This window comes from Exiguobacterium sp. Helios (assembly GCF_014524545.1).
GTDB lineage: Bacteria > Bacillota > Bacilli > Exiguobacteriales > Exiguobacteriaceae > Exiguobacterium_A.
The window spans coordinates 1,930,402-1,956,964 of record NZ_CP053557.1 but is presented as its reverse complement, the minus strand read 5'-3'; the positions used below and the strand labels follow the sequence as shown (position 1 = coordinate 1,956,964).

Annotated in this window: 27 protein-coding genes; 10 read left to right on the top strand and 17 right to left on the bottom strand. The window is 46.1% G+C overall.

The genetic code is table 11. From position 1 onward, the window contains the following. Window positions 1–271 precede the first annotated feature (271 nt). The 4 genes from HNY42_RS10310 (at window position 272) to HNY42_RS10295 (ending at window position 6,140) form a co-directional block, all read left to right on the top strand. The gene (locus tag HNY42_RS10310; protein WP_131972576.1) at window positions 272–3,127 is read left to right on the top strand and encodes a 2-oxoglutarate dehydrogenase E1 component; all 2,856 of its coding nucleotides are present in this window, start codon (window positions 272–274) and stop codon (window positions 3,125–3,127) included. 51 nt (window positions 3,128–3,178) lie between these two features. Then, window positions 3,179–4,432 (top strand): 2-oxoglutarate dehydrogenase complex dihydrolipoyllysine-residue succinyltransferase, encoded by a 1,254-nt coding sequence (gene odhB, locus HNY42_RS10305; RefSeq protein ID WP_131503652.1) that lies wholly within the window; start codon window positions 3,179–3,181, stop codon window positions 4,430–4,432. Window positions 4,433–4,608: 176 nt separating this feature from the next. After that, entirely contained in the window at window positions 4,609–5,499 is an 891-nt protein-coding gene (locus HNY42_RS10300; RefSeq protein ID WP_188004456.1) for a glycerophosphodiester phosphodiesterase, read from the top strand. A gap of 194 nt (window positions 5,500–5,693) precedes the next feature. Next, window positions 5,694–6,140: an Rrf2 family transcriptional regulator gene (locus HNY42_RS10295; RefSeq protein ID WP_188004455.1), complete on the top strand. Its 447-nt coding sequence runs from the start codon at window positions 5,694–5,696 to the stop codon at window positions 6,138–6,140. A 56-nt stretch (window positions 6,141–6,196) separates the two neighbouring features. Here HNY42_RS10295 and mnhG read toward each other — a convergent pair whose 3' ends face one another. Genes mnhG through HNY42_RS10260 form a run of 7 tightly spaced genes read right to left on the bottom strand, consistent with a single transcriptional unit; the run spans window position 6,197 to window position 11,989 of the window. Beyond that, window positions 6,197–6,577 carry a monovalent cation/H(+) antiporter subunit G gene (gene mnhG / locus HNY42_RS10290; protein ID WP_131972580.1) on the bottom strand — a complete coding sequence of 127 codons (381 nt, stop codon included), beginning with the start codon at window positions 6,575–6,577 and terminating at the stop codon, window positions 6,197–6,199. After that, window positions 6,561–6,836 (bottom strand): Na(+)/H(+) antiporter subunit F1, encoded by a 276-nt coding sequence (locus HNY42_RS10285; protein ID WP_370529000.1) that lies wholly within the window; start codon window positions 6,834–6,836, stop codon window positions 6,561–6,563. Before HNY42_RS10285 ends, mnhG begins: the two co-directional genes overlap by 17 nt. An 8-nt stretch (window positions 6,837–6,844) precedes the next feature. After that, window positions 6,845–7,321: a Na+/H+ antiporter subunit E gene (locus tag HNY42_RS10280; RefSeq protein ID WP_131972582.1), complete on the bottom strand. Its 477-nt coding sequence runs from the start codon at window positions 7,319–7,321 to the stop codon at window positions 6,845–6,847. Window positions 7,322–7,324: 3 nt separating this feature from the next. Then, entirely contained in the window at window positions 7,325–8,809 is a 1,485-nt protein-coding gene (locus HNY42_RS10275; protein ID WP_131972583.1) for a Na+/H+ antiporter subunit D, read from the bottom strand. Beyond that, window positions 8,802–9,143, bottom strand: a complete 342-nt coding sequence (locus HNY42_RS10270; protein WP_114595646.1) for a Na(+)/H(+) antiporter subunit C — start codon at window positions 9,141–9,143, stop codon at window positions 8,802–8,804. Before HNY42_RS10270 ends, HNY42_RS10275 begins: the two co-directional genes overlap by 8 nt. Window positions 9,144–9,146: 3 nt before the next feature. Then, complete coding sequence (locus HNY42_RS10265; RefSeq protein WP_034769866.1) at window positions 9,147–9,587, bottom strand: Na(+)/H(+) antiporter subunit B; 441 nt, start codon at window positions 9,585–9,587, stop codon at window positions 9,147–9,149. Then, window positions 9,584–11,989 carry a Na+/H+ antiporter subunit A gene (locus HNY42_RS10260; RefSeq protein WP_188004454.1) on the bottom strand — a complete coding sequence of 802 codons (2,406 nt, stop codon included), beginning with the start codon at window positions 11,987–11,989 and terminating at the stop codon, window positions 9,584–9,586. Before HNY42_RS10260 ends, HNY42_RS10265 begins: the two co-directional genes overlap by 4 nt. 349 nt (window positions 11,990–12,338) lie before the next feature. On the opposite strand from HNY42_RS10260, the gene HNY42_RS10255 reads away from it, so the two are divergent. Then, window positions 12,339–12,611, top strand: coding sequence for a hypothetical protein (locus HNY42_RS10255; RefSeq protein ID WP_131503659.1), 273 nt, complete (start codon window positions 12,339–12,341; stop codon window positions 12,609–12,611). Between the two features lie 41 nt (window positions 12,612–12,652). On the opposite strand, the gene HNY42_RS10250 is transcribed toward HNY42_RS10255, so the two are convergent. Beyond that, entirely contained in the window at window positions 12,653–12,946 is a 294-nt protein-coding gene (locus HNY42_RS10250; protein ID WP_131503660.1) for a hypothetical protein, read from the bottom strand. A 361-nt stretch (window positions 12,947–13,307) separates the two neighbouring features. Beyond that, window positions 13,308–14,021 carry a YebC/PmpR family DNA-binding transcriptional regulator gene (locus HNY42_RS10245; RefSeq protein ID WP_131503661.1) on the bottom strand — a complete coding sequence of 238 codons (714 nt, stop codon included), beginning with the start codon at window positions 14,019–14,021 and terminating at the stop codon, window positions 13,308–13,310. Window positions 14,022–14,223: 202 nt separating this feature from the next. Here HNY42_RS10245 and HNY42_RS10240 point away from each other — a divergent pair, with 202 nt between their 5' ends. Further along, complete coding sequence (locus HNY42_RS10240; RefSeq protein WP_188004453.1) at window positions 14,224–16,008, top strand: glycoside hydrolase family 13 protein; 1,785 nt, start codon at window positions 14,224–14,226, stop codon at window positions 16,006–16,008. A gap of 70 nt (window positions 16,009–16,078) precedes the next feature. Here the strand turns inward: HNY42_RS10240 and HNY42_RS10235 are convergent, their stop codons facing one another. The 7 genes from HNY42_RS10235 to HNY42_RS10205 form a co-directional block, all read right to left on the bottom strand. After that, window positions 16,079–17,281, bottom strand: coding sequence for a DUF1015 domain-containing protein (locus tag HNY42_RS10235; RefSeq protein WP_188004452.1), 1,203 nt, complete (start codon window positions 17,279–17,281; stop codon window positions 16,079–16,081). Window positions 17,282–17,293: 12 nt separating this feature from the next. Beyond that, window positions 17,294–18,451: a phosphoglycerate dehydrogenase gene (locus HNY42_RS10230; protein ID WP_131972588.1), complete on the bottom strand. Its 1,158-nt coding sequence runs from the start codon at window positions 18,449–18,451 to the stop codon at window positions 17,294–17,296. Continuing rightward, a complete protein-coding gene (gene serC / locus HNY42_RS10225) occupies window positions 18,452–19,516 on the bottom strand; it encodes a 3-phosphoserine/phosphohydroxythreonine transaminase (RefSeq protein WP_188004451.1) in 1,065 nt (354 codons plus the stop codon). Between the two features lie 188 nt (window positions 19,517–19,704). After that, window positions 19,705–20,091: a nuclear transport factor 2 family protein gene (locus tag HNY42_RS10220; RefSeq protein WP_165871610.1), complete on the bottom strand. Its 387-nt coding sequence runs from the start codon at window positions 20,089–20,091 to the stop codon at window positions 19,705–19,707. Between the two features lie 89 nt (window positions 20,092–20,180). Then, on the bottom strand, window positions 20,181–20,381 hold the full coding sequence (locus tag HNY42_RS10215) for a cold-shock protein (protein WP_012370557.1): 201 nt from the start codon (window positions 20,379–20,381) through the stop codon (window positions 20,181–20,183). A gap of 202 nt (window positions 20,382–20,583) precedes the next feature. Further along, window positions 20,584–20,784, bottom strand: a complete 201-nt coding sequence (locus HNY42_RS10210) for a cold-shock protein (RefSeq protein WP_012370557.1) — start codon at window positions 20,782–20,784, stop codon at window positions 20,584–20,586. A gap of 202 nt (window positions 20,785–20,986) precedes the next feature. Further along, window positions 20,987–21,187, bottom strand: coding sequence for a cold-shock protein (locus HNY42_RS10205; protein WP_012370557.1), 201 nt, complete (start codon window positions 21,185–21,187; stop codon window positions 20,987–20,989). A 705-nt stretch (window positions 21,188–21,892) separates the two neighbouring features. Here HNY42_RS10205 and HNY42_RS10200 point away from each other — a divergent pair. From HNY42_RS10200 to egtD, 4 genes are all read left to right on the top strand, one after another. Further along, a complete protein-coding gene (locus tag HNY42_RS10200) occupies window positions 21,893–22,435 on the top strand; it encodes a GNAT family N-acetyltransferase (protein ID WP_131503667.1) in 543 nt (180 codons plus the stop codon). Between the two features lie 261 nt (window positions 22,436–22,696). Then, the gene (guaC, locus tag HNY42_RS10195; protein WP_131503668.1) at window positions 22,697–23,680 is read left to right on the top strand and encodes a GMP reductase; all 984 of its coding nucleotides are present in this window, start codon (window positions 22,697–22,699) and stop codon (window positions 23,678–23,680) included. Window positions 23,681–23,816: 136 nt separating this feature from the next. After that, complete coding sequence (egtB, locus tag HNY42_RS10190; RefSeq protein ID WP_255508313.1) at window positions 23,817–25,088, top strand: ergothioneine biosynthesis protein EgtB; 1,272 nt, start codon at window positions 23,817–23,819, stop codon at window positions 25,086–25,088. Then, window positions 25,089–26,051, top strand: coding sequence for an L-histidine N(alpha)-methyltransferase (egtD, locus tag HNY42_RS10185; protein ID WP_131503670.1), 963 nt, complete (start codon window positions 25,089–25,091; stop codon window positions 26,049–26,051). A 131-nt stretch (window positions 26,052–26,182) separates the two neighbouring features. Here egtD and HNY42_RS10180 read toward each other — a convergent pair whose 3' ends face one another. Continuing rightward, on the bottom strand, window positions 26,183–26,521 hold the full coding sequence (locus HNY42_RS10180; protein WP_188004448.1) for a hypothetical protein: 339 nt from the start codon (window positions 26,519–26,521) through the stop codon (window positions 26,183–26,185). Window positions 26,522–26,563: the final 42 nt, after the last annotated feature.

Sequence of the window (26,563 nt, the reverse complement as noted above, 5' to 3'; positions counted from 1 at the left end):
ACGTTTCAATCATAAAGAACACAGGGTACAGTCATAAGAAAAACTTATACATTTGTGACGGAGAAATTGGGAATTCGAAACGCACTGACCTAAAAGAAGTAGTAATATAATAACTAAGGCAAACACTTTTGACATACAGGCCTTCGTTAAGGGTTATGTTCGGATGAAATGTCAGGAACATGACGATTATCGAATTTTTATGTCATATGATTTGAAAGCGCTAACAGGTAGAGAGCTGGAAACGTACTGATGCAGTACAGGAGTGAAACGAATGAAACGGGGGGAACCGTACATGGCAAGCCAGGACCAACAAGCATTTTATGGACCAAACCTTGGGTACATCATTGAATTGTATGAACGCTTTTTAGAAGATGCTTCTTCAGTCGATGAAGAAACACGGGCATATTTTGAACAAAATGGTGCTCCGGTTTCAGAACGTGTAACGAAGCAAACGGTCGAAACGGGAGATTTCGAAAAGTATTTGGCCGCGAGTCGATTAGCTGATCAGATTCGGGCGAAAGGTCATCTTGCAGCTGATATTTATCCGCTCAAAGATCATCCACGGGAAACAGAACTGCTCGAGCTCCGTCAATTCGGATTGACAGAAACCGATTTACGCGCCATGCCTGTCACACTCGTTTGTCCAGAACCACCGGCTCATCTTCAAGATGCTTTTGAAGGAATCGAGCACTTAAAGGCTCAGTACACGGGGGCGGCAGCGGTTGAATTTCAACATGTCGATGACTTGGATGAAAAGAAATGGTTGCGGCAAAAGATTGAACAAGGGGCATTGACAGCTAAGCTGACAATTGATCAAAAAAAGCAATTGTTCAAACGTTTAGCGGAAACCGAATTATTTGAGAAATATTTGCATAAAACATACGTTGGACAAAAACGTTTTTCAATCGAAGGACTTGATGCGATGGTTCCGTTACTCGATACGATTGTTGGACATCTGATTGCCAACGGATCGGAAACGATCAACATCGGAATGGCGCACCGGGGACGACTGAATGTCTTAGCGCACGTTTTAGGAAAACCATATGAAATGATTTTTGCAGAGTTCCAACATGCGCCGAACCATGATTTGGTTCCCTCAGAAGGATCAATCGGGATCACGTACGGTTGGACGGGGGACGTCAAGTATCACCTCGGATTAAACCGGAAGATGGAGCAACAATCGAGCAACGTTCGAATGACGCTTGCCAACAATCCGTCTCACCTTGAATTCGTCGATCCTGTCGTCGAAGGGTTTACACGGGCTGCGCAAGACGACCGCTCACAAAAAGGAGCACCTCGTCAGGAACAGGGAAAAGCGGCTGCCATTCTTATTCACGGTGATGCTGCGTTCCCGGGACAGGGGATTGTTGCTGAAACGCTTAATTTAACTAACTTAAAAGGATACAATACGGGCGGAACGATTCATATCATTGCCAACAATACGATTGGTTTTACGACAGAACCGACTGATTCCCGTTCAACACGCTATTCGAGTGATTTGGCAAAAGGCTACGAGATTCCTGTTTTCCACGTCAACGCGGATGAACCGGAAAGTTGTCTGGCCGTAGCATTGCTCGCTAGCGAATACCGTGCAACATTCAACAAGGACGTTTTGATTGACTTGATCGGGTATCGTCGCTTCGGACATAACGAGATGGATGAGCCGATGAATACGAATCCCGTTCTCTACGATTTAATCCATAAACATGATTCAGCACGCGTTCTGTATGCCAAGCAACTGGTAGAACAGGGCGATGTCGCAAAAGAAGATGTGACGAAGATTGAAGCTGACATCAATGAGATGATGAAAGCGGCCCGGGAGAAAGTCCCGAATGTGGAAAAAGAATACGGCGGAGTCATGCCGGATGTCGTCTTCAAAGGAGTCCCGCACATCGAGACAGGGGTTGCGGTCGAGAAATTGACGGACTATAACGAGCAACTCCTCGAGTGGCCGAGTGGATTTAACGTTTTCCATAAACTTGAGAAAGTCCTGAAACGCCGCACGGATGCGTTGACGACGAAAAACGGCATCGACTGGGGTCATGCCGAAACATTGGCATTTGCTTCAATTCTTTCCGATGGCACACCGATTCGATTAAGTGGTCAGGATTCGGAACGGGGAACATTTGCCCAACGAAACATTAATCTGAATGATGTGAAGACCGGCAAATCGTTTTCACCGATGCACAGTCTGAAGTCAGCAACAGCATCGTTTGCTGTATACAACAGTCCATTATCGGAAGCAGGCGTTCTCGGATTCGAATACGGCTATAACGTCTTTGCGCCGGAAACACTTGTTTTATGGGAAGCCCAGTACGGCGACTTCGCAAACTCCGGTCAAGTCATCTTTGATCAGTTCATCTCGGCAAGCCGTGCAAAATGGGGGCAGACGTCCGGACTTGTCATGCTATTACCGCATGGATACGAAGGACAAGGGCCGGAGCACTCAAGTGGCCGATTGGAGCGGTTCTTGACGTTATCAGGCGAAAAGAACTGGACAGTCGCCAATGTTTCAAGTGCGGCACAGTACTTCCATCTGCTTCGCCGTCAAGCCGCGATTCTTGGAAAAGAAGAAGTACGTCCGCTAGTCGTCATGACACCGAAAAGTTTACTCCGCCATCCACTCGCGACGTCCGATTTATCTGAACTGACAGACGGTTCATTCAAACGGATTGTCGAACAGGATGGTTTGGGACAAACACCGGAACAGGTTGAGCGGATTGTCTTCTGCAGCGGAAAAGTTGCAATTGACTTGGCAGAAGCCGTCTCGAAATCAGACGATGATTTCAACTGGTTGCACATCGTACGGATTGAAGAAATTTATCCATTCCCGGCCAAACAGTTAAACGCGTTGTTGGAACGTTATCCGAATGTCGGTGAATTTGTCTGGGTTCAGGAAGAACCGAAAAACATGGGAGCCTGGACATACATCGAGCCACGTCTTGAATCAGTTGCTATCAACGGAATCACAACCGTCCGTTACATCGGTCGTCGTCGACGTTCGAGTACAGCGGAAGGTGATCCGACAGGGCACAAAGTCGAACAGGCGCGAATCCTGACAGAAGCTTTGACACGAACGACAGTCGATCAACCAAGCACATCAGCTACTTCCGAAACAAATGTCTAATCTAAAATCAAGTGGGGTCAAACACGAAAAGTCTTAGGGGGACGAATTAACATGGAAATCAAAGTGCCAGAACTTGCAGAATCGATTACGGAAGGTACGGTCGCATCGTGGTTAAAACAGCCCGGCGATCAGGTAGAAAAAGGGGAAGCCATCGTCGAACTGGAGACAGATAAAGTCAACATCGAAGTACCGTCTGACGAAGCTGGAATTCTGTCTGAAGTAATGGCTGCCGAAGGGGATACAGTCCGCGTCGGAGAAACGATTGCTATCATTACAGCAGGTGGAGAAGCGGCACAACCGACAGAAGCAGCTCCAGCACCTGAACAAAAAGAAACACCTGTTGCACAAGAACCGAAAAAAGAACAACCGGCAGCCGTCGCAGCAACAGAAGCGACGTCACGCGCCGATCGTCCAATCGCTTCACCCGCTGCCCGGAAAATGGCACGTGAAAAAGGAATTGATTTAGCGCAAGTCGCGACACAAGATCCACTCGGTCGCATTCGTGTGCAGGACGTTGCGACATTTGAAGTCGCACCACGCGAACAAGCAAAAGCACCACAAGCTCCGGCACCGCAAGCCGCACCGCCTGCTGTTGCCCCTGGCAAACCGGAAGAACGGATTAAAATGTCGCGCCGCCGTAAAACAATTGCCAATCGCTTAGTCGAAGTGCAACAAACAGCGGCAATGTTGACGACGTTCAATGAAATCGATATGTCTGCTGTGATGTCGTTACGGAAACGCCGCCAAGAAAAATTCGTCAAGGACAATGAAGTCAAACTCGGTTTCATGTCGTTCTTCACAAAAGCAGCCGTCGCCGCTTTGAAAAAAATGCCATATTTGAATGCCGAAATTCAAGGAGACGAAATCGTGCTCAAGAAATTCTATGATATCGGAATTGCGGTTTCAGCACCGGATGGTTTAGTTGTACCGGTCGTACGTGACGCTGATAAAAAGAACTTCGGTGAAATCGAAAAAGATATCATCAATCTGGCGGTCAAAGCCCGGGACAACAAACTCGGTTTATCGGATTTGACAGGCGGGACATTTACGATTACAAACGGTGGAACGTTTGGTTCATTGATGTCGACACCAATCCTCAACGGACCGCAAGTTGCGATTCTCGGAATGCATGCAATCAACCTGCGTCCGATCGCCATCGACGCCGAGCGGATGGAAAACCGTCCGATGATGTATGTCGCGCTTTCCTATGATCACCGGATCGTTGACGGGAAAGAAGCCGTGACTTTCCTGAAGCACATCAAAGATTTGCTCGAAGATCCGGAATCATTGATCTTTGAAGCCTAATCGAATATTCCTGCTCCCTGTTTCTGTAACTGAAGCAGGGAGTTTTTGTGTACCGGATTGAGCGGATATGACAACTCTGTCATCGAATCTAAACAGAAGATTACATGGAATTCATAAATCCTTCATTGAAAGCCGATAAGATACATCTGTACGTTACTTCAAAGGGGGAACCATGAATGTTGAAACAAATCGGTGTCACGGTAGTCGCGGGAATGATTGTCGCAAGCAGCACAACGAGCATTGAAGCAGCGGGGAAAGCAAAAGGACTGCTCGATCCAAACCGGATTGTCAACATTGCTCACCGCGGAGCATCCGGGTATGCACCGGAACATACGATGACCGCATATGAGATGGGTCATAAAAAATTCAAAGCCGATTATATTGAGATTGACTTACAAATGACGAAGGACGGTCAGTTGATTGCGATGCATGACGAGACGGTCGATCGGACGACAAATGGTACCGGCGCCGTCAAGGATCAAACACTCGCGCAAATCAAACGCCTCGATGCCGGCAGCTGGTTTAACGAATCCTATCCGGCCTATGCGAAGAAAACATATAAGGGATTGAAAGTGCCGACGTTAAACGAAATTTTTAACCGGTACGGCAAACAAGCCAATTACTATATCGAGACGAAATCACCGGAGGTTTACCCGGGGATGGAGAAAAAACTATTAGATACGTTACGACGTCACGGATTATCGAGCAAGCAGGTCAAACCGGGACAAGTCATGATTCAATCGTTCAGTCGGGACAGCTTGTTGAAGGTGAAGCAATTAGATCCGAAACTTCCGCTCGTCCAGCTTCTTGAGGCACCGCAAATGACGGATATGACTCCAAATACATTAAAAGCCATCAAGTCTTATGCGGTTGGCGTCGGACCATCTTTTAAATCATTGACACGAGAAAACACCAGACAAATCCGAAGTGCAGGGTTGTTACTGCATCCGTATACCGTCAATGAGAAAGTAGATATGAAACGGATGCTCGATTACGGTGTAACTGGCGTCTTCACGAACTTCGCCGATCGATTTAACGAAGTATTGCAACACCCAAAAAAGAAATAACTTCCCCGAAAGTCAGTTTCCTTTTCAGGAAATTGACTTTTTTTGTTCAGATGACATCTAAATCGCTTTCCGTTACGTATACTCATAAAAGCACATTCTTTTTTTTCGATTGGTATCGAACATGATACGATGTAACAACAGTGTTAAGTGGGATTTTAAACGGGTTCCATGAACAGAGAATGGAGAGGAATGCAATGCGAATCACTCAATATACAGACTATGGACTCCGCGTTCTGATCTATTTAGGTATTCATCGCGAAGAAGTGACACCGATGCCGACGATTGCCAATCATTATGGGATATCTTCCAATCATTTAATGAAAGTCACGCAACAATTAACGAGGCTCGGGTACGTGGAATCGACACGTGGACGGACTGGGGGTCTTCGGTTAATTCGCGATCCGGAAGAAATCAATATTGGGAAAGTCGTTCGTGAGATGGAGCCGATGGATATCGTCGAATGTTTTGCGGCAGACGGGCATTGTGTCATCGAACCTCAATGTCAACTCAAAGGGATTCTCGGTCGTGCGTTGCGCGCCTTTATCCGTGAACTGGAACAACATACATTAGCCGAACTACTCAAAAACCCATACGAACTGAACTTGTTATTTGCAAAAACGGATGCCAACCCTTCACGTTAAGTGAACGGGGGCATCCATTTTTTGTATACTCGTCTAGTTTAGTAAAAAAAGTCCACTCATTTTAGTTTTGGACCGGACCGTTTTTTAGGAGTGACATGTTCCGGATTTTTGGCAAGGTCATCTTGAACAGATCCTTTCCACAACGGAACATCACTGTAATAGGCGGCGCGGGCAATTAAATGTCCGCCGATTGGTGCTGTAATCAAAACAAACAGAATTCCGAGCAGGACGCGGGAAGAGAAAAATCCATCTTCCACGACGAAATAGATGATGACGCCAATGAGGATGCTCATGACGCCGAGTGTCGCACTCTTAGAGGCGGCATGCGCGCGCGTGTAGAGGTCAGGTAACCGGATAAGGCCAAGTGCCGTCACGAGGCTGAAAAATGCCCCGATCAACGCAAAGGCGGCTACAAAATAATCACTGATTGCGGTCACGTTCGATGATCTCTCCTTTCTCGATGAATTTAGAGAAGGCGACGGTCCCGATGAAAGCTAATATCCCAATCAATAAAATGACTTCAAGATAGTCGCTTGTCCGAAGGATGATGGATACGAGACCGACGACGGAAATCAAGCTGATCCCGATCGAGTCGAGAGCGATGACCCGGTCAGCTACGGATGGTCCTTTGATGACCCGGTAAAATAAACCGAGCATGGATAGAAAGACGCCTCCTAAAGCGATGAATAGTAACATCTCTAACATTAGCGGCTCACCTCCAAGATGGCTTTCTCAAAACTGTTGCGGATCGAGGCGACGGCATCATCCGCCTCCGGCATGTGTAGGGCATGAATGTACAACGTTTTGTTATCGTCCGAAATATCGACGACCAATGTCCCCGGTGTCAACGTAATCAGCATCGATAGCAATGTAATTTGCCAATTGTGTTCGAGTTCGGTTTCATAGGCAAAGATACCGGGCTTAATATCAAGACGCGGTTTCAGGATGATGGACAGCACCTGAAGGTTCGCAACAACCAGTTCATATAAAAAACGAATGAAAAGTCGGATCAAGGCGATGAACGGTCCGAGATAAAACCGGCTGCTGAAACCCCGTCGCATCGCGAACATCGCAATCAATCCTAGTAAATAGCCGATGATGAACGATGACGCCGAGAAGGAGTTAGCAAGAAACATCCAGAGGAACGCAAGCAAGATGTTGAGTAATAACTGAAATGGCATGGGTTAATCCTCCTTCAGTACAGCTTGAATATAGATTGAGGGGTCGACAAGTGGATCGACCGCCTGCGAGATGAACGGCCGGACCGCTTCCGTTCCGATACCGTACAAAACGGTAATTCCAACCAAAACGAATGCCGGTGCGAGCAACTGCTTCATCAGGTGGTGTTTCGGACCACTGTAGGTTTTCGGTGTTCCCCAGAATCCACGGATGAAAATCTGCATCACGGAATAGAGCACGAGCAGACTTGAAATCAAGACGACGAATGGACCGACTAAATCCCCGGCTTCGAAACCACCCCGGACGATGAGCAGTTTTCCGATGAAACCGCTGAGTGGCGGAATTCCGGCGAGCGACAATGCAGCGATGAAATACGTCCATCCGAGTAAGGGATAGTCTTTGATCATGCCGCCCATGTCTTTTAGACGACTTGATCCGGCAATACCAATCATGACGCCGATCAGCAGGAATAAGGCCGCCTTGATCAACATGTCATGGACCAGGTAGAACACTGCTCCTTCGAGCGACTGACGGGTCATGACGGAGACACCGTATAAGATGACACCGACTGCGACGATGATGTTGTAGATTAAGATCTGTTTGACGTCACGTGTCGCCAGCGCACCGATGACACCAATGATGATTGTTGCCAGTGCAAGCCACCCGAGAATTTGGTGCGTAAACTCTTGCTGGTGCGAAAAAAACAGGCTGTATGTCCGCAAGATCCCGTAGACACCGACTTTCGTCAGTAATGCACCAAACAGTGCGAGAACAGGTGTCGGTGGTACTTGGTAGGAGCCGGGAAGCCAAAAGTACAACGGGAAGATGGCACCCTTTAAGCCAAAGACAATTAAAAACAGAACCGCGATGACACTGAGGATACCGGGTTGATTGATTTCAGTAATCTTTTGTGAAATATCGGCCATACTCAGGGAACCGATGACACCATATAAAAAGGCAACCGTCATGACGAACAATGCGGATGAAATGACGTTAATCAACAAATACTTCAGCGACTCCCGAAGTTGGGCCGGCTTGCCTCCAAGAACAATCAAGACGTAAGACGAAATCAGAAACACTTCGAAAAAGACGAACATGTTGAAAATATCACCTGTCGTGAAGGCACCGTTGACACCGACGAGTAAAAACTGGACGGCGATGTAATAGTAAAACCGTTGATGCAGATCCGACAAATAATAGATCGAATACCAGACGACAAAAAAGACAAGTAAGCTGGTCGTCAGGACGAGCAAGGCTGATAACATATCCGACACGAGAGTGATACCGAACGGAGCCGGCCAACTACCAAGTGTGACGGTCAGAATGCCATCTTGGCGGATACTGTAAACGAGATAGACGGCTGCAACGATGGTCAAGAAGGTCGAGACGAGTGAAAGCGTCCGTTGCAGACGGAGACGACTCGGAAACAGCATCAAGATGACCCCGGTGATAAGTGGAATCAAAAGCGGTAGTAACGGTAAATTAATCATGCGTATCGGTTCCTTTCATTTCCTCCAGATTGTCTGTTCCCAGTTCCTGATAAGCCCGATAAGCAAGGACAAGGAAAAATGCGGTCACCCCAAAGCTGATGACGATAGCCGTCAAGACAAGCGCTTGTGGCAGTGGGTCCGTATACTGGGTGACTCCGTCTTTGAGGACGGGAGCGGCACCAGTCTTCAAACCGCCCATCGTCATGACGAGCAAATGAGCGGCGTGACTGAGTAAACCCGTTCCGATGATGATCCGTAAGACACTTTTTGAAAGAATGAGATACACAGCACACATCGTCAGGATGCCTGCTGCAATCGCCATGATGATTTCCATGCGTTAATCACTCTCCCCAATCGTTTGAATAATCGTCATCGTCACACCGACGACGACAAGATACACGCCTAAGTCGAACAGCATCGCCGTATGTAAGGACGTTTTTCCGAACAGCGGCAAATTAAAATAGTCGTGGGCATGTGTGAAAAATGGTTTGTTGAACAACAGGGCACCTGACGCTGTCAGGACGGAAATCAACATCCCGATAGCTGTCATCTGTTTATAATCGACGGGCAGGATTTGCCGAAGCGTCTTGATATCAAAGGCAAGCAAGATCAAGACGAGTGCGGAAGCCGTTACAAGACCGCCGACGAAGCCGCCGCCCGGTGTGTAATGACCGGCGAAAAACAGGTAGACGGCAAACAAAAAGATGATGAACGTGATGAACGTCGTCGCAGATTCCAAGATGACGTCGTTCGTATGTTTTTTGATCGGATTTTTCATTTATCGATTCCTCCTGTCTTCCGGAAATTAATCATCGCGTAGATACCAAGACCGGCAATTGCTAATACACTGATTTCAAACAACGTATCAAAACCACGGAAGTCGACGAGGATGACGTTGACCATATTACCGCCAGCGGCTAAGTCCGCCACGTTGTCGATGTAATACTGGGCAATCGAAGCGAATGAGCGTTGGCTGAGTGAAGCCAGTGCGACCAACGTGACGCTTAATCCGACAAGTGCCGAGATGGCGGCATTGCCGAGTTTAAACTTAATCCGTTCCTCTTTCCGGCTGATTTCCGGCATATGATAAAACACAAGCAGGAACAGGGCGACGGACACCGTTTCGATGACGAGTTGCGTTAAAGCCAGGTCCGGTGCCCGGAATAAGACGAAGAACAGAGCGACCGTATAACCGACGACACCAAGCAGAATAATCGATGTCAAACGGGACCGGGCAAACGTAATCGACAAGGCGCTGCCAACGAGGACGAGGACTAAGACGACTTCATAAGTGTGAACCGTACTGAGCGGATTCACATCAAACCGGAAGGCATCAAGGAAATACAGACTCGATAAAACCAAAACGACGATAAAACCGAAGATGTAGACCAAGTAAGACCGCATGTAGCCGGTCATGACCGTATCATGGATAGCGGTCGATGTCCGTTCACCTCGACGCAACAATGCGTCATATTGATGGTTGAGTGAGACCTGTTTCGGCATCCGGTGATACAACGAGCGCCATTTCGGTAAAGTCAGGAATAAAAACGTACCGACTGAGATAATCAGGACGGTTAAGAACAGTTCCAGGTTAAATCCGTGCCAGAGTTTGATCTCGACTGGAATCGTCCCGCCATTTGCGATCACTTTCGGTAAAATCGCTTCAGCGGCCGGGCGGATCAACGTGTTCGACAACAGGTTCGGGAACAAGCCGATTAAGATAACCAATGAAACGAGAACGAGCGGCGGAATCAGCATGCCGATCGGTGCTTCATGCGGTTTTTTCGGCAACTTGTCGAGTTGTCTTGGACCGAGGAATGTCCGGTAAACAATTAAGATACTGTAGACAAACGTAAAGATGCTGCCGATGACCGCAACGAATGGGAACAAGAGTCCAAATGTATCGAGATGGAACAATCCGGACTCTGATACTTCGAGCACACCGGTTAAAAACATTTCCTTACTCAAGAAACCGTTGAAGGGCGGGACACCCGCCATCGACAACGCTCCGATGGTCGCGATCGTAAACGTCACCGGCATCAGTTGCGATAAGCCGCCGAGTTTTCGGATATCCCGTGTGCCGGTCTCGTGATCAACAATCCCCGCCATCATGAAGAGACTTCCTTTAAATGTGGCATGGTTAATCAAATGAAAGACGGCAGCAACGGTCGCAACCGTATAGAGGCTGTCCGGTAAGATTTCGACCTGTAACGCAGCTGCTCCGAGTCCGAGCAATGACATGATCAGACCGAGTTGGGAAATCGTCGAATACGCTAAAATCGCTTTTAAATCGACCTGCTTGACGGCGTTCAGCGACCCCCAGAAGAGTGTGAACATTCCGACAGACGAGACCAGATAAAACCAAAGTGGTGTTTCAGCAAAGATGGGACTCATCCGGGCGACGAGATACAGACCGGCCTTGACCATCGTGGCCGAGTGCAGGTAAGCACTGACCGGGGTCGGCGCTTCCATTGCATCCGGTAACCAGATATGAAACGGAAACTGGGCCGATTTTGTAAAAGCTGCCAGTAAAAACAGGACAAGCGACACGGTGAAGAGCGGATCACTTGAATAAGTGCCGACCGTCGCCAGCGATTCCCGGATACTGAATGAACCGGACAGCAGCGACAGCAGGGAAATCCCGCCCAGCATCGACAAACCACCGAATACAGTAATGAGCATCGACTTTTGTGCACCGTAACGGGAGCGTTCCCGCTCGTACCAATAACCGATCAAGAGGAAGGACGAAATTGATGTCAATTCCCAAAATAGATACATGACGATCATATTGTCAGATAAGACGATTCCGAGCATCGCCGTCATGAAAAGAAGTAGGTAAACATAAAAATTATGAAGAGCTTCTTTTTTGGCATCGAGATAATAGATGGAATACAGGACGACGAGCGAACCGATTCCGGTAATCAACAACGCAAACAGCAGACCCAGGCCGTCAACGTAAGCAGTAAAGTTGATGTCGAGCGAAGGAATCCATTTCATCGTCGCAACGACTGTTTTCCCGGCCATCGTCTGGCTGAGGAATTGACTGAAATAGGCGACCAATATCAGCGGAACGAGCAAAACGAACCAGCCGGTGTGCACCGATCGAATTTTTTTATACAGCAATGGAATGAAGAGACTGACGACTAGCGGCAATAAAATTGCGAAATGAAGCAATGACACATGATTCCCCCCTTTTCATATCGTTCATTTCATCGAAAAAAATGAAAGAAGGACGTAGTACGCAAGCGAGCAGTCGTGCTTGTGACGAGTCCTTTTATCCAATCATTCGATTCTTATGAAGCATCTGTTAAAAGTATAACGTAGATTTCGGCTCTCTGCATGACGCGAACCTTCATGATGTAGTGCAGGAAAGCGGTTTTTGATTAAATTATTAAATATGTAGGAACACGGCAGAAAAATGAGAAAAAAAGTTCAAAAAAATTTTAAAAGACGAGAGCAATTTGATTACAATGGTCTTTTTCAGGGAAAACCAACTAAGTCTAAAAATTCAGCGAACAGAGGTGCCGTCATGAAAAAGTCATTTAAACAAGGTTTGTTCATTGGTGGAATCGCAGCCTTATCTGCGTTAGTCATCAAGCGTTATAAGCAAGCGGGGGATTCGTCAGAAGGGTTCAGTGATCCAGCTGCACTCGATCGTCAACCGAGTATCGATGCCAAAAAGGATGAAACAGAAGTTGGATTGACACAACTCGATTCGATTCACCGGGCAGATTGGCAAGCCAATGGTTTTCCGCAAACTCATGCTGAACTGGAACGTCTAGAAAAAGAAGATAACCAGTAAAAAACACGCTCTCGTCTGAGAGCGTGTTGTCATGTAAAGAATTAAGCGCTTGTCGAAACGAGTGCTTGAATTCGTTCGCTGTGTGCAGCATAGGAAGAGAGATGCTCAAATTGATGTAACGTTAGAGTCGTCATCCGACTATGGCCTGTACTGGATTCAAGAGACAGGTATGCTTCGTTTTGATCTTGACCACCACCGTCAAAACGAATTTTTGCCGTGATTGTCCGTCCATCGCTCGCTTGCATATAAATATCGTAACCGCCGAAATCAACTCGGTTGAAGTGGTTAGCTTCGCTTACGATTCGTTTAAAAGTTTCAATCAATGAATATGACATGCTATTTCCTCCTTATGTGAAAACTATGTGACCTAACGAGCAATCACCAATCAGTATCGGTTATGTATTTTCCCAGTATGTAGAAAAATTAAACCTTTTAAATGAATCTTTATTTTTTTAAGTTTTATTTGCTATGAAACGCGTTTCATACTTTATGATAAATCACGACAGCGCGTGACTATCGTAAACGATGGGCGTCAGCTGAGTAGTAGTGGAGAAGACCTGTTCTTTTCTAAATAGAGGTCTTAAAACGTGTCAGATGCAGCTGAAAATGGAAGACACAAAAAGGAGTTGGATGTAAGTCCAACTCCTTTTTGTGTCTGAAAACCGGTATTAAACCGATTTGTTAATGAGTCGATAGTTAAAGTTCGACGTTGTGATAGACTTGCTGGACGTCTTCCAAGTCTTCCAGCGCATCAATCATTTTTTCGAACTGTTGGACGTCTTCGTCAGATAACGTCACTTCGTTTTGGGCGAGCATGACAAGTTCGGCAACTGAGAAGTCTGTGATTCCCGCTTCTTTCAGCGTTTCTTGAACCGCATGGAATTGTTCTGGCTCCGCGTAGATGATGACGGACTCTTCTTCCTCCAGGATGTCACGCACATCGATATCCGCTTCCATCATCAATTCTAGGACATCATCAGCTGATTTGCCTTCAAAAGCAAAGATGGCTGTCGCATCAAACATGTAAGCGACCGATCCACTGACACCCATGTTTCCGCCGTTTTTACCGAAAGCGGCCCGAACATCTGAAGCTGTCCGGTTAACGTTGTTCGTCAATGTTTCGACGATGACCATTGAGCCGCTTGGTCCAAATCCTTCGTAACGTAACACGTCAAAGTTTTCTTCTGCGCCGCCTTTTGCTTTTTCGATGGCACGATCGACGATAGCGCGGGGGACACTATATGTCTTCGCACGCTCGAGAACCACTTTTAACGCCTGGTTTGATTCAGGATCCGGCTCCCCTTGTTTAGCGGCAACATAAATCTCCCGACCAAACTTTGCATAGACGCGACTTGTATTTTTGTCTTTCGACGCCTTTTTTTCTTTAATGTTATTCCATTTACGACCCATCAGAATCCACTCGCTTTCACATGACTTCGATTTAATTAGGAACTTATTGGTTCCTTCTGCCTCATCAGTATACCGCATAAGTTGTTGATTGCTAAACTGAAAAGATAGCGAAATACGTGTTTTTTCATGATTAACGTTTACAACCAGTCTGAAATCGGGAAGTAACAGAAGATGAAATCTAGCGTGTGAGAGGAGAGGGACTATGAATAAAGCAGCTGTGTTTCACCGGGCCCTGTCTCCGTATGTCTATACATACGATCGAGATACGGTACATATCCGCCTGATGTCGGCAAAGGGAGACGTGAATCGTGTCGAATTGATTTATGGGGATCCTTATGAATGGGATGCGGAAAAAGAAGAAGATCGGGATTGGAACTTTGACCCGGATAAAGAGAAGTTTTGGAAAACGGCGACGGCAGAGATGACGTTCGCGGGATCGGATGCGACACACGATTTTTGGTTTATCGCGATTCAGCCGAAAAAAAAGCGGATCCGTTACGGTTTCAGAGTTCATGTAGGCGGTGAATCCGCCGTTTACACCGAGCGCGGGTGGTACGATGAGGTACCGCTTGATCACCCGGGCTACTATTTTGCCGTTCCATATATGAATGCGGTAGATGTATTTGACGCTCCGGCATGGGTGAAAGATACGGTCTGGTATCAAATTTTTCCGGATCGGTTCGCAAATGGGGATGTAACGAATGATCGGCCGGATACAACGCCATGGGGAACGGAAGCACCAGCCTTTGATAATCATTTCGGAGGCGATTTTCAAGGGGTGATTGATCATATCGATTACTTAAAAGCACTTGGTATTACCGGCATTTATTTTTGCCCGGTCTTTGTCGCACCGTCCAACCATAAATACGACACTCTCGATTATTTACGTCTGGATCCGAGTTTCGGGACAGAAGAAACTTTTCGGGAAATGGTTCGACTGCTTCATCAAAATGGAATCCGGATTTTGCTGGATGCGGTCTTTAATCATGTCAGCGTCGAGCATCCGGCCTTCCAAGACGTTTTATCTCATGGGAAAGAATCGCAGTATGCGAACTGGTTTATGATTGATTCGTTCCCGATCCAATCAACACCGGTACCCAACTATGAAGTATTTGCCTTTGAAAGCAATATGCCGAAACTCAATACGGCCCATCCGGATGTGAAAGATTATCTATTAAAGGTGGGTCGTTACTGGGTGGAAGAGTTCGGGGTTGATGGCTGGCGACTGGATGTCGCGAGTGAAGTGGACCATGCTTTTTGGCGCGAGTTCCGGCGGGAAGTACGGGCTGCTAATCCCGAAGCGTATATCGTCGGGGAATGTTGGACGGATTCGCAAGGGTGGTTGCTCGGTGATCAGTTTGATGCTGTCATGAATTATGGATTGACGGAAGCCTTTTTAACCTTTTTTGCGACGAACGAAAGTACGGCCTCTGCATTCAGTCATGCCGTCGTAAGGAACTTAAACAGCAACACGATGAATGTCAACGAAGTGATGTTCAATCTCGTTGATTCCCATGATACACCTCGTGCCTTGACGCGGGCAGACGGGAACCTCGAGCGGATGAAGCTGTTGATGTTGTCGCTGTTGACGTTCACGGGAAGTCCGGTCATCTATTATGGTGATGAAATTGGTTTGACGGGTGGCCAGGATCCGGATAACCGGAAGTGTATGGTCTGGGATCCGGCCGAACAAGATGCGGACCTCTTGGCGTATATTACGCGGTTGATTGATTTACGGAAGCAGCATCCGGGTCTCGCCAATGCCAGCGGCTATCAATTCGAGCAACTGAATGATGCGTCGGCAAGCTTTCTGATTCGTCGCCAGTCTGATGAAGCGACTTATTTGATTTTGTTTAACAATGGTTCAGAGGACGTGCATTTTGATTTGACAGATCCAACCGTTGATTTGATGGACGGCCAACGTTATACAGAATCGGTCACTGTAGGCGGGGTGTCCGGGAAAATTCTCCAAATAGAACAAGAATAACCGAACAAAAAAAAATCTGTTCAGAAAATAGTCTTTTCTGAACAGATGTTTTTTATATGCTTGGAAAGACTCAGAAAAACGGATGAATCAGCAGACCACTTCTCAATTTAGGTTCGAACCAGGTCGACTTCGGAGGCATGACTTCGCCCGCATCAGCAACTGCCATCAGCTCAGTTAAGCTTGTTGGATGGAGATGGAACGCGACGGCCATCGTACCTTGGTCGACGAGTTGCTCAAGCCCGGTATAACCTTTCACACCACCGACGAACTGAATCCGTGCATCCGTCCGAGGATCTTCGATTCCGAGAAAGGGTGTCAACAATTCATCTTGAAGGATGGCGACATCGAGATCCTCTTTGACAGAAGGACGGTTTTTTTCATAATCGAGTGTGTACCAAGTCTGTTTGAGATACATTTCAAACCTGTGTTTTTTTGTTTCTGTCGCGTGTCCCTTGGTAATAGTGAACCGGCTACTGATTCTTTCCAGCAAGTCATCGACGGACTGACCGTACAAATCTTCGACAACGCGATGGTAACCTTGGATGTTCAATTGATCACTTGAGAAAGAGACGGCGAGAAACAGTCCGGCATCCTCGTGAGGATTCAACCGTGCCACTTGTGCGGCTGCTTCCGCCCGGTGGTGTCCGTCAGCGATATACAGGTGATCATGACGGGCAAACTGACTACCGATCGTCATCATGGCATCACGGTCCGTGACTTTATAGATCGTATGCTCAATCCCGTCTTCCGCTGTAAATTGATAGAGTGGGGATTGTTTGGTCTGTTCCTTGACGACTCGATTTAGTTCGTCATCCGGATGATGGGCAAGCAAAATCGGACCGGTATGAGCAGCAAGCGACTGAACGTGCCGGACGCGGTCCCGTTCTTTATCAGGCCGTGTGAATTCGTGTTTCCGGATGATGCCTTGGTCGTAATCCGTGACAGAGACACAACCGACAAAACCGGTCTGCGTATGCTCACCGTCTGTCAGGCGATAGAGATAATAACTCTCGACATCATCTGTTGTGAGAATGCCCCGTTCAATCGCTTCCTTGAAATGAAGGGCCGCTTGTTGATACACGCGTGGGTCATGGTCGTCAATCAAGTCCGGTAACGTCACTTCTGCCTTGTCGATTCGTAAAAAGGACAACGGACGTCGGCGGACTTCCACCCGTCCCTCCGCCCGATTGAAGACATCATACGGGAGGGAAGAAAACGATTCTGCATATTTGGGGTTAGGTCGCAAGGCATGAAAAGGTTCAAAAGTAGGCATAATCATCGCTCCTTAAAGTAATCTTGTTTTTAACACACCGGGAATGGTATTTAATTGTTGTAATGAGATGATTTCATCCAGATGATTATCGATGTCGATGATCGTATAGGCAATGCCGCCTTTACTGCCGTTGATCATGTTGGCGATGTTGATTTGTTCAGTCGCAAGGACGGAAGCGATTTGACCAACCATGTTCGGGATGTTTTGGTGCGCGATCGTGATGCGTCGTTTACCGGAATACGGTAACTCAACAGACGGGAAGTTGACCGAGTTCCGGATGTTGCCGGTCTCAAGGAACAGCTTCAATTGATCGACGGCCATGATTGCACAATTTTCTTCTGCTTCGGCCGTCGACGCGCCGATGTGCGGCAACGGGATGACACGAGGAAGAGAAAGAATGAAAGCATTTGGAAAATCAGTGACATAGTTAGATAACCGCCCTGATTTCAACACCGTTGCCAAAGCCTGTTCGTCAATTAATTCACCACGTGAAAAATTGAGTAATGTTGCTCCTTGTTTGACTTTTCCGAGTAACCGTTCATCGAGCAGATGGTGGGTGGAATCAATCAACGGCAAGTGGAGTGTAATATAATCACTTGTCGCGAGCAATTCTTCAAGATTGGTGACGCGGTGAACCTGATTCGAGACGCGCCATGCAGATTCGACGGACATATGCGGATCGTAGCCGGAAACCGTCATTCCGAGTTCATGCAGTGTATTCGCTAAACTCGCTCCGATGGCACCGAGTCCGACGATGCCGATCCGTTTTCCGAGTAACTCCGTGCCGGCAAATTGTTTTTTGTTCGCTTCAATCCGTTCCGGGATGTCCGGTCCACGCAGGTTGTTGGTCCATAAGATACTCGGGATTAATTTCCGTGCAGTCAGGAATAAGCTTGCGATGACCAGCTCTTTCACGGCGTTGGCATTTGCGCCGGGGGTTGAGAAAACAGGAATTCCCCGATTCGCCAATTGGTCGAGCGGGATGTTGTTGACGCCGACACCGGCGCGGGCGACCGCTTTTAAGGAAGGCGGGAACTTCATGCCGTGTAAATCTTTACTGCGAACAAGAAAGGCATCCGCTGTTTCGATGTCTTGTTTGACGACGTATTGATCGGTGAAGCGTTTTAATCCTTTTTCCGACACGTCATTCCAAAGTTGTACATGATGCATTTAACGTTCCCCCTGTTCGAATCGTTTTAAAATGGCAATAAGGGCATCGACGCCTGCAGTCGGCATCGCGTTATAGAGACTTGCGCGCATTCCTCCGACGGAACGATGTCCTTTTAAATTGACGAGGTGATGACGTTCTGCAAATTGCAGAAATTGTTTATCTAAATCCGTTTGACCGGTAGTGAAAGGAATGTTCATCCGGCTCCGGTCCGGCAGGGCAACGTGATTTGAAAATAGGACAGATTGGTCCAAGTACGCGTAAAGGGAGGCGGATTGCTTGTGATTACGCTCGACGACCGTATCGAAACCCTGATCCTTAATCCATTCGAGGACCAGTTTCGTCAAATAGATGCTGTATGTGGGCGGTGTATTGTATAAAGAATGATTGGCGGCATGTGTATCGTACCGTAAATAGGAACCTAAACGGTCCGGTGTACGTTGTAAAAGCTCATCTTTTATGATGACGAGCGTCATTCCGGCTGACCCGAGATTTTTTTGAGCCCCCGCATAAATCACATCAAACTGACTGACATCAATCGGTTCCGATAAAATGGAGGAGGAGAAATCAGCCACTAACGGAACATCGACCTGTGGAGCGTCGGTAAAAGTCGTTCCTTCAAGCGTATTGTTCCATGTGAGATGCAGATAATCCGCGTCAGAATAAATGGGACCGGCCGGAATCGAACGGTAGTTGTCCGCATTAGATGAAGCAACGATACCTGTCTTTACAAAAGCCGCGGCATCCTGCATCGCTTTTTGTGACCAGCTGCCTGTATCGATGAAGTCGACACGTTGCTGATTCGTCGCCAAGTTCAGTGGTAACATGGAAAATTGAAGCGTTGCTCCGCCTTGTAAAAACAAGACATGGTAATGATCCGGAATCTGCAAGAGTTCCCGAAGTAAAGCCTCTGTATCCTGAAGGATGTTTTCAAACAAGGTAGAACGATGACTTAATTCCAAAACGGATTGTCCAGAACCTTGGTAATTCAGAAGCTCAGATTGAGCCTTAAGTAAAACCGGTACCGGTAGTACTGCCGGACCAGCTGAAAAATTAAAAACCGTCATCTAATTCCGCCTCCAGTAATTTTCAGAAAATATTCACAACTAAAGTGTAACGGAATGAAAACAGTTAATCAAACTTCATTTCAAAGGGAATTTGAATTTTTTGGAACAGGGGGAGCGTTCGACAGAAAAAGACCAGTTCTCCTAAAGAGAGACTGATCCGATCGATGTATCTGAAGAAAGTATGGAATTCAGGACGGATCAAGTGGCGTAAGTTGATGAAAGTGCCACTTCCAGCCTTCGCTCGTCCAGTGATAAAGCGAAACACTTCGGAAGCGACCGACATACATGCTGCGACCGTATGAGAAATGATCTTCCACGATTTCCTGTACCAGGGCCGTCGTCTCGAAAACTTCGACGATAATCGACTCACTGAGTTGATCGCTCCACTGAATTTGATCCGGATCGACATAATGATCGAGATACGTCTCGGCATCGAACTGCCGGCCTTGTCCGTCAACAAAAGAAAAATCAGGTGATAACAATTGATGCATCTCTTTTCGGTTACCTTGCATCAAATAATCATGACGGTTTGTCAAGAGGAGTTGAAGCTGTTCATGTTTAGCTGAAGTTTCCATGAGAATCATCCTTTCGTTCTTACCTGAATGATGAGATTTCAAAAAAGATAAAACAAAAAAAGACCCTGCAACAGCAGAGTCTTGGAAAATTAAAGTTTAGTAACGTTAGTTGCTTGTGGTCCACGTTGGCCTTCTTCAACTTCAAACGAAACTTCTTGACCTTCGTCAAGTGATTTGAAACCGTCTGTTTGAATAGCTGAGAAGTGAACGAAAACGTCGTCGCCGCTTTCACGTTCGATGAAGCCAAAACCTTTTTCTGCGTTAAACCATTTTACTTTACCTTGTTCCATGTGTGTTGCCTCCTGCGTATGGCTGAGCCATACTGATTATTACTACCGTGATCAATTTCATCGAGTCAAAAGTGTAACCTTCATATCTCCACCGAACAACAATAATTACTTAATAATATAGCACGTCCGGTTTGAAAAAGATAGGGGTAGGCGGAAAAGAATTAAAAAAGAGGATCCGCAGCTACGGATCCTCTCAGGGAAATTAAAGTTTAGTAACGTTAGTTGCTTGTGGTCCGCGTTGGCCTTCTTCAACTTCAAACGAAACTTCTTGACCTTCGTCAAGTGATTTGAAACCGTCTGTTTGAATAGCTGAGAAGTGAACGAAAACGTCGTCGCCGCTTTCACGTTCGATGAAGCCAAAACCTTTTTCTGCGTTAAACCATTTTACTTTACCTTGTTCCATGTGTGTTGCCTCCTGCGTATGACTGAGCCATACTGATTATTACTACCGTGATCAATTTCATCGAGTCGAAAGTGTAACCTTCATATCTCCACCGAACAACAATAATTACTTAATAATATAGCACGTCCGGTTTGAAAAAGATAGGGGTAGGCGGAAAAGAATTAAAAAAGAGGATCCGCAGCTACGGATCCTCTCAGGGAAATTAAAGTTTAGTAACGTTAGTTGCTTGTGGTCCGCGTTGGCCTTCTTCAACTTCAAACGAAACTTCTTGACCTTCGTCAAGTGATTTGAAACCATCAGTTTGGATAGCAGAGAAGTGAACGAAAACGTCGTCGCCGCTTTCACGTTCGATGAAGCCAAAACCTTTTTCTGCGTTAAACCATTTTACTTTACCTTGTTCCATGTGTGTTGCCTCCTGCGTATGACTAAGTCACACTGATTATTACTACTGTGATCAATTTCATCGAGTCGAAAGTGTAAACTTTGTATCTCCACCGAACAACAATAATTGTTTATAATATACCATGAAAAAATGAAAAAAGGAAGTAATAAACAAAAAAAGTGGCAATCTCCCCTAAAAATATCAAACTCACTTGAAGAAAGGTTATTCCTTGAAGGAATGTATGCATGCAGTTCGAATATCTATAAAATGTTCTTCTTCATATAAGAGGAACAAAATCGCGAAAGGATTAATGGATCGGTTCGCGCTGGGATCGGGCTTGTTTTACAGCAGTAATCAAATAGCCGTGAATAGTAGAATGTTGGTTCGGGCTTGTCCAGACATCCTGAAAAATTTGTCTTAACGTAAGTTGAACTCTTTTTTCGTCATTCAACATACGTGTGAGAAGTAAGTATAAGGACTTTTCGTACCGATCGTATAACGCTTCGAGAGCGTGCTTATTTTTTAATTCGATTTGTTTAAATAACTCTGTATCTGTATTTATACGCATGCTCTCCTCCTTTTAATTGTTTACAACACGTTTGTAAACACTTTGTTACTTATTCAGATATTTTATAATTTTCCCGAAAAAAGAATTCTCAAACGCTTTAACTCTCTAAAGTTAAAGAATTATGAATTCATACTATTTTTTTAAGGAGGAAATTAATCATGGGAACCATTTTTCTTCGACCATATCAACTGTCTGATGCAGAACAGCTACTCCGGTTAAGCCTCCGGAATCAATTACATTTTGAATACTGGATGCCTGTAAAACCGAAACCGGATAGTTATACATTGCCGAAGCAACTGGAACGAATCGAACAGATGCTTGAAAACAGTTTGGCGGATCGATCATATGCCTATGGAATCTTTTTAACGGAAAACAATCAATTAATCGGTGAAGTTTCTGCAGCTTTTGTCGAACGGTTTCCGGCAGAGACATGTATGATCGGATATCAATTGGACCGGGAACACAATGGAAAAGGAATTATGGCGGAAGCTGTTCGACAGGCGGCTAAACTTTTATTTGAGACCCATCAGTTTCACCGTCTTCGGGCGGAAGTGATGCCGGAAAACATCGGTTCCATCCGTGTGTTAGAAAAAGTGGGATTCAGAAGAGAAGGGCTTGCGAAAAAAAGCTTGTACATCAACGGTGCATGGGAAGATTTTATTTTGTTCGCGCTGTTAAAAGAAGAGTTTGCACCCGGTTAACAGATCCATATCAAAGTGACGTCGTCCTGATGACTGGGCTATAGAAGAAACGGAATCTATCTTTTTTAATGATAAATCAATGAAATGGTCAATCGACAGAGTGAAATAACCTTAAATCCGAACATTAAGTGCTTTTATTTTTCTAAAAGTATGTTTTTTGACGAAATGTTTTTGACAAACCATTAATTGTTCGTTACAGTATTATAGTACGAACGTTAAAGTGTTATTCATAAAAAATATTCGTTATTTGAGGTGTTAGTGATGGATGTAGTATTTGATTACGAAGATATTCAATTGATTCCAGCTAAATCAATCGTCGGAAGTCGTTCGGAATGTGATACGACGGTCGAATTCGGAGGACGACGCTTTAAATTGCCTGTCGTGCCAGCTAATATGCAGACGATCATCGATGAAAAAATCGCAACTTTTTTAGCTGAAAACGGCTATTTTTATATCATGCACCGGTTTGAGCCGGAAACGCGACTGAACTTTGTTCGCACGATGCAGGAACGGGGATTGATTGCTTCCATCAGTGTCGGTGTGAAAACGGAAGAATATGCGTTCATCGAGACATTGGCACACGAAGAATTGACGCCGGAATATATCACGATTGATATCGCGCATGGACATTCAGAAGCGGTCATCCGGATGATCCAACATATCAAACACGTGTTACCGGACAGCTTTGTCATCGCAGGTAACGTCGGGACACCGGAAGCTGTTCGCGAACTGGAACATGCCGGCGCAGATGCAACAAAAGTCGGGATCGGACCAGGGAAGGTTTGTATCACGAAAATCAAAACGGGATTCGGTACGGGCGGATGGCAGTTGGCAGCATTGAGATGGTGTGCCAAGGCTGCCAGTAAACCAATCATTGCAGATGGTGGCATCCGGACACACGGAGACATTGCTAAATCCGTCCGTTTCGGGGCGACGATGGTCATGATCGGTTCATTGTTTGCCGGACACGAAGAGTCTCCTGGTGAAATGCAAGAAGTCGACGGTTTACAGGTGAAGGAATACTTCGGATCCGCTTCGGAATTTCAAAAAGGTGAAAAGAAGAATGTCGAGGGTAAAAAGATGTTCGTTGAATTTAAAGGAAGTTTGTCCGACACCCTGATTGAGATGGAACAAGATTTGCAATCGGCGATTTCCTATGCCGGCGGCAATAAACTGCAGGCGATTCGAACGGTTGATTATGTCGTTGTCAAAAATTCGATTTTTAACGGCGATAAAGTGTATTAAACAAGTCGGAGTGGGACCAGCATGGGGTCTCACTCCGATTTTTTTGCAGTTTATTGTAAACGCTTACTTAAAAGGAAAACGGGTAAAGATAATGGTGCATATTTTCAGAATATTTTATTTGAAGGAAGTGGATGAATTGAGTCAAGAGATTACGACTTACTTAGCAGACAAGTTCAATACGGTCCGGAATCAGACATTAACCTTGATTGAACCGTTGGAACAAGAGGATTTTGTAATTCAGGCAAGTACGGATGTCAGCCCGCCGAAATGGCATATTGCCCATACGACATGGTTTTTTGAACGGATGATCCTTCAAGAGTATGACGATACGTATCATGTTTTTGATCCGGTATACAACTATTTATTTAATTCCTACTACAATTCGATCGGTCCGTATCAACCGCGCCATCAGCGAGGGGTGTTGTCACGTCCGACCGTCAAGGACGTCATTGCTTATCGTGAACATGTCGATCAGGCAGTCTTGACATTGTTGCGACAAGAACGAGAGACGGCCCTTCAACAGGTCATCGAGCAATTGGTCGAAATGGGACTGCAGCATGAACAGCAACATCAGGAGTTAATCTTGATGGATGTAAAATACAACTTCTTTACTAATCCGTTATTGCCGGCGTATCAGACCCGACAAGTCGAGCGGCGTGGAACAGCTCAGTCGCCGCCGCTTACGTTTACGCGATTTGAAGGGGGGCTCGTTGAAATCGGTCATGAGGGTGCGGGATTTGCCTTTGACAATGAAAGTCCGGTTTATAAAGCGTGGTTAGAACCATTTGAACTCGCAACACGCCCCGTCACCAACCGTGAGTTCATGGCATTCATTGAGGCGGGCGGGTATGAGCAAGCTGAACATTGGCTGTCGGACGGCTTCCAAGTCGTGACGCAACAACAGTGGAAAGCACCTCTCTACTGGATGAAAGATCAACAGGGTGACTGGTCCATCTTCACATTGAACGGTGTTGAACCTTTGCAGTTGGATGAACCGGTTTGTCATGTGAGTTTTTATGAAGCCGATGCCTACAGCCGGTGGTGCGGGAAACGTCTACCAACTGAAGCCGAATGGGAATACGTCGGGCGGCAAGTTGATCAACAGGGGAACTTCATGGAACAAGGTTCCTATCATCCCGTTCCGGTTCAAGACGCGAATCAGTCGGTGAACGGCATGTTCGGTGATGTCTGGGAATGGACGGCAAGTGCATATGCTCCGTATCCGAAAAGTCGACCGCTTGAAGGAGCACTCGGGGAGTACAATGCCAAGTTCATGTGTAACCAGATGGTTCTTCGCGGCGGTGCCTGTGTGACTCCGGGTAATCATATCCGTGCGACGTACCGGAATTTCTTCCCACCTGCTAAACGTTGGCAGTTCAGTGGCTTCCGATTGGCGGGTGACCTCTAAATGCGGCAACAAGTCGAAAGTTTTGATATGTACACGGATCAGCAGAACATGCTCCAAGAAGTATTACACGGTTTAGCGCAACCTCAAAAGGTGTTGCAAGCAAAATACTTTTATGATCAAACCGGATCGGAATTATTCGAACGGATTACACAGCAACCGGAATATTATTTGACGCGGACGGAAATCGATATTTTATCCGAACACCAAACGGCCATTGCAGATTGTATTGGACCGGTCCACACACTGATTGAGTATGGAAGCGGAAGCAGTCGTAAAATCAAAAGTTTACTCAGTTCCCTCCATCAATTGGAACAATATATGCCAATCGATATTTCGAAAGATTTTCTAATCCAATCCGCGCATCAATTATCTCAAGATTATCCGGGACTCCGGATTAAAGCGGTTTGTGGTGACTATTCTGCCCCTTTGCATTTACCGATTGAAGATAAACAAAAAAAGGTGATTTTCTTTCCCGGTTCGACAATCGGAAACTTTAATCCGCAGGAAGCAGCAGACTTTTTACAACAATCGAGTCAATTGCTGGAGAAGGGAGACGGTTTCTTAATCGGAATTGATACAAAAAAAGAAACTAATCTGCTCCATGCGGCTTACAATGATCGAGCTGGCGTTACGGCACAGTTTAACTTAAATATCTTGCGGCATATCAATGAAACACTTGGAGGGACGTTTGATGTAGATTTGTTTGAACATATCGCCTTTTATAACGAACAGCAGGGGCGGGTTGAAATGCATCTGAAAAGCCGGATCGATCAAATCGTCACGATTGCCGATCAGCGCTTTCCGTTTAAAGAGGGGGAAACGATTCATACGGAAAATTCCTATAAGTACAGTCAGGAAGAATTTCAATGGTTAGCCAAACAAAACGGATTTACTCCAATTAGATGTTTTACGGATGCAAAGCACCATTTCAGCGTACACTACTTGGAAAAGACGCGGATCTGATTGAAACGATAAGGGCTGAAACATCAGTCCGTGTCATAAGCCAAAAAGAAGGGATTGCTCATCTGTGACGATGGCGATTCCTTCTTTTCGTTCAAGACAGCGCGTTGTCTGCTGACTTCTGCTTTTCAGTGTTAACTCAGTCGACTACCGTCAGGAATCGGATGTTCCGGACACGCCAGTACCGGCATCAGATGATCTTGTGTCCCTAGTTCGAGAACACGGCCGGTCGTACCGGCAACGATTCCCGGAACATTCAGCAGGACCAAAGCCTGTTTCCCGACGATTTCTTCGTACTCGAACCGGGATTCTTTCCAATCCAGAAATATGGCCTGTTGAAAGTCTCCAAACACAATCAACAGATTTAAAAAGCCGGGTTCGGCATCTGAAACATGGAGGGAGCGGATGGTGCCGACGCGAATATCCAGTGTTTCGAATTGTTCAGGGGTCACCATATCTTTTATCGGGTGCACATCCAAAACTCCTTTGAATTTCATTTTATAAGAACGTTTGTT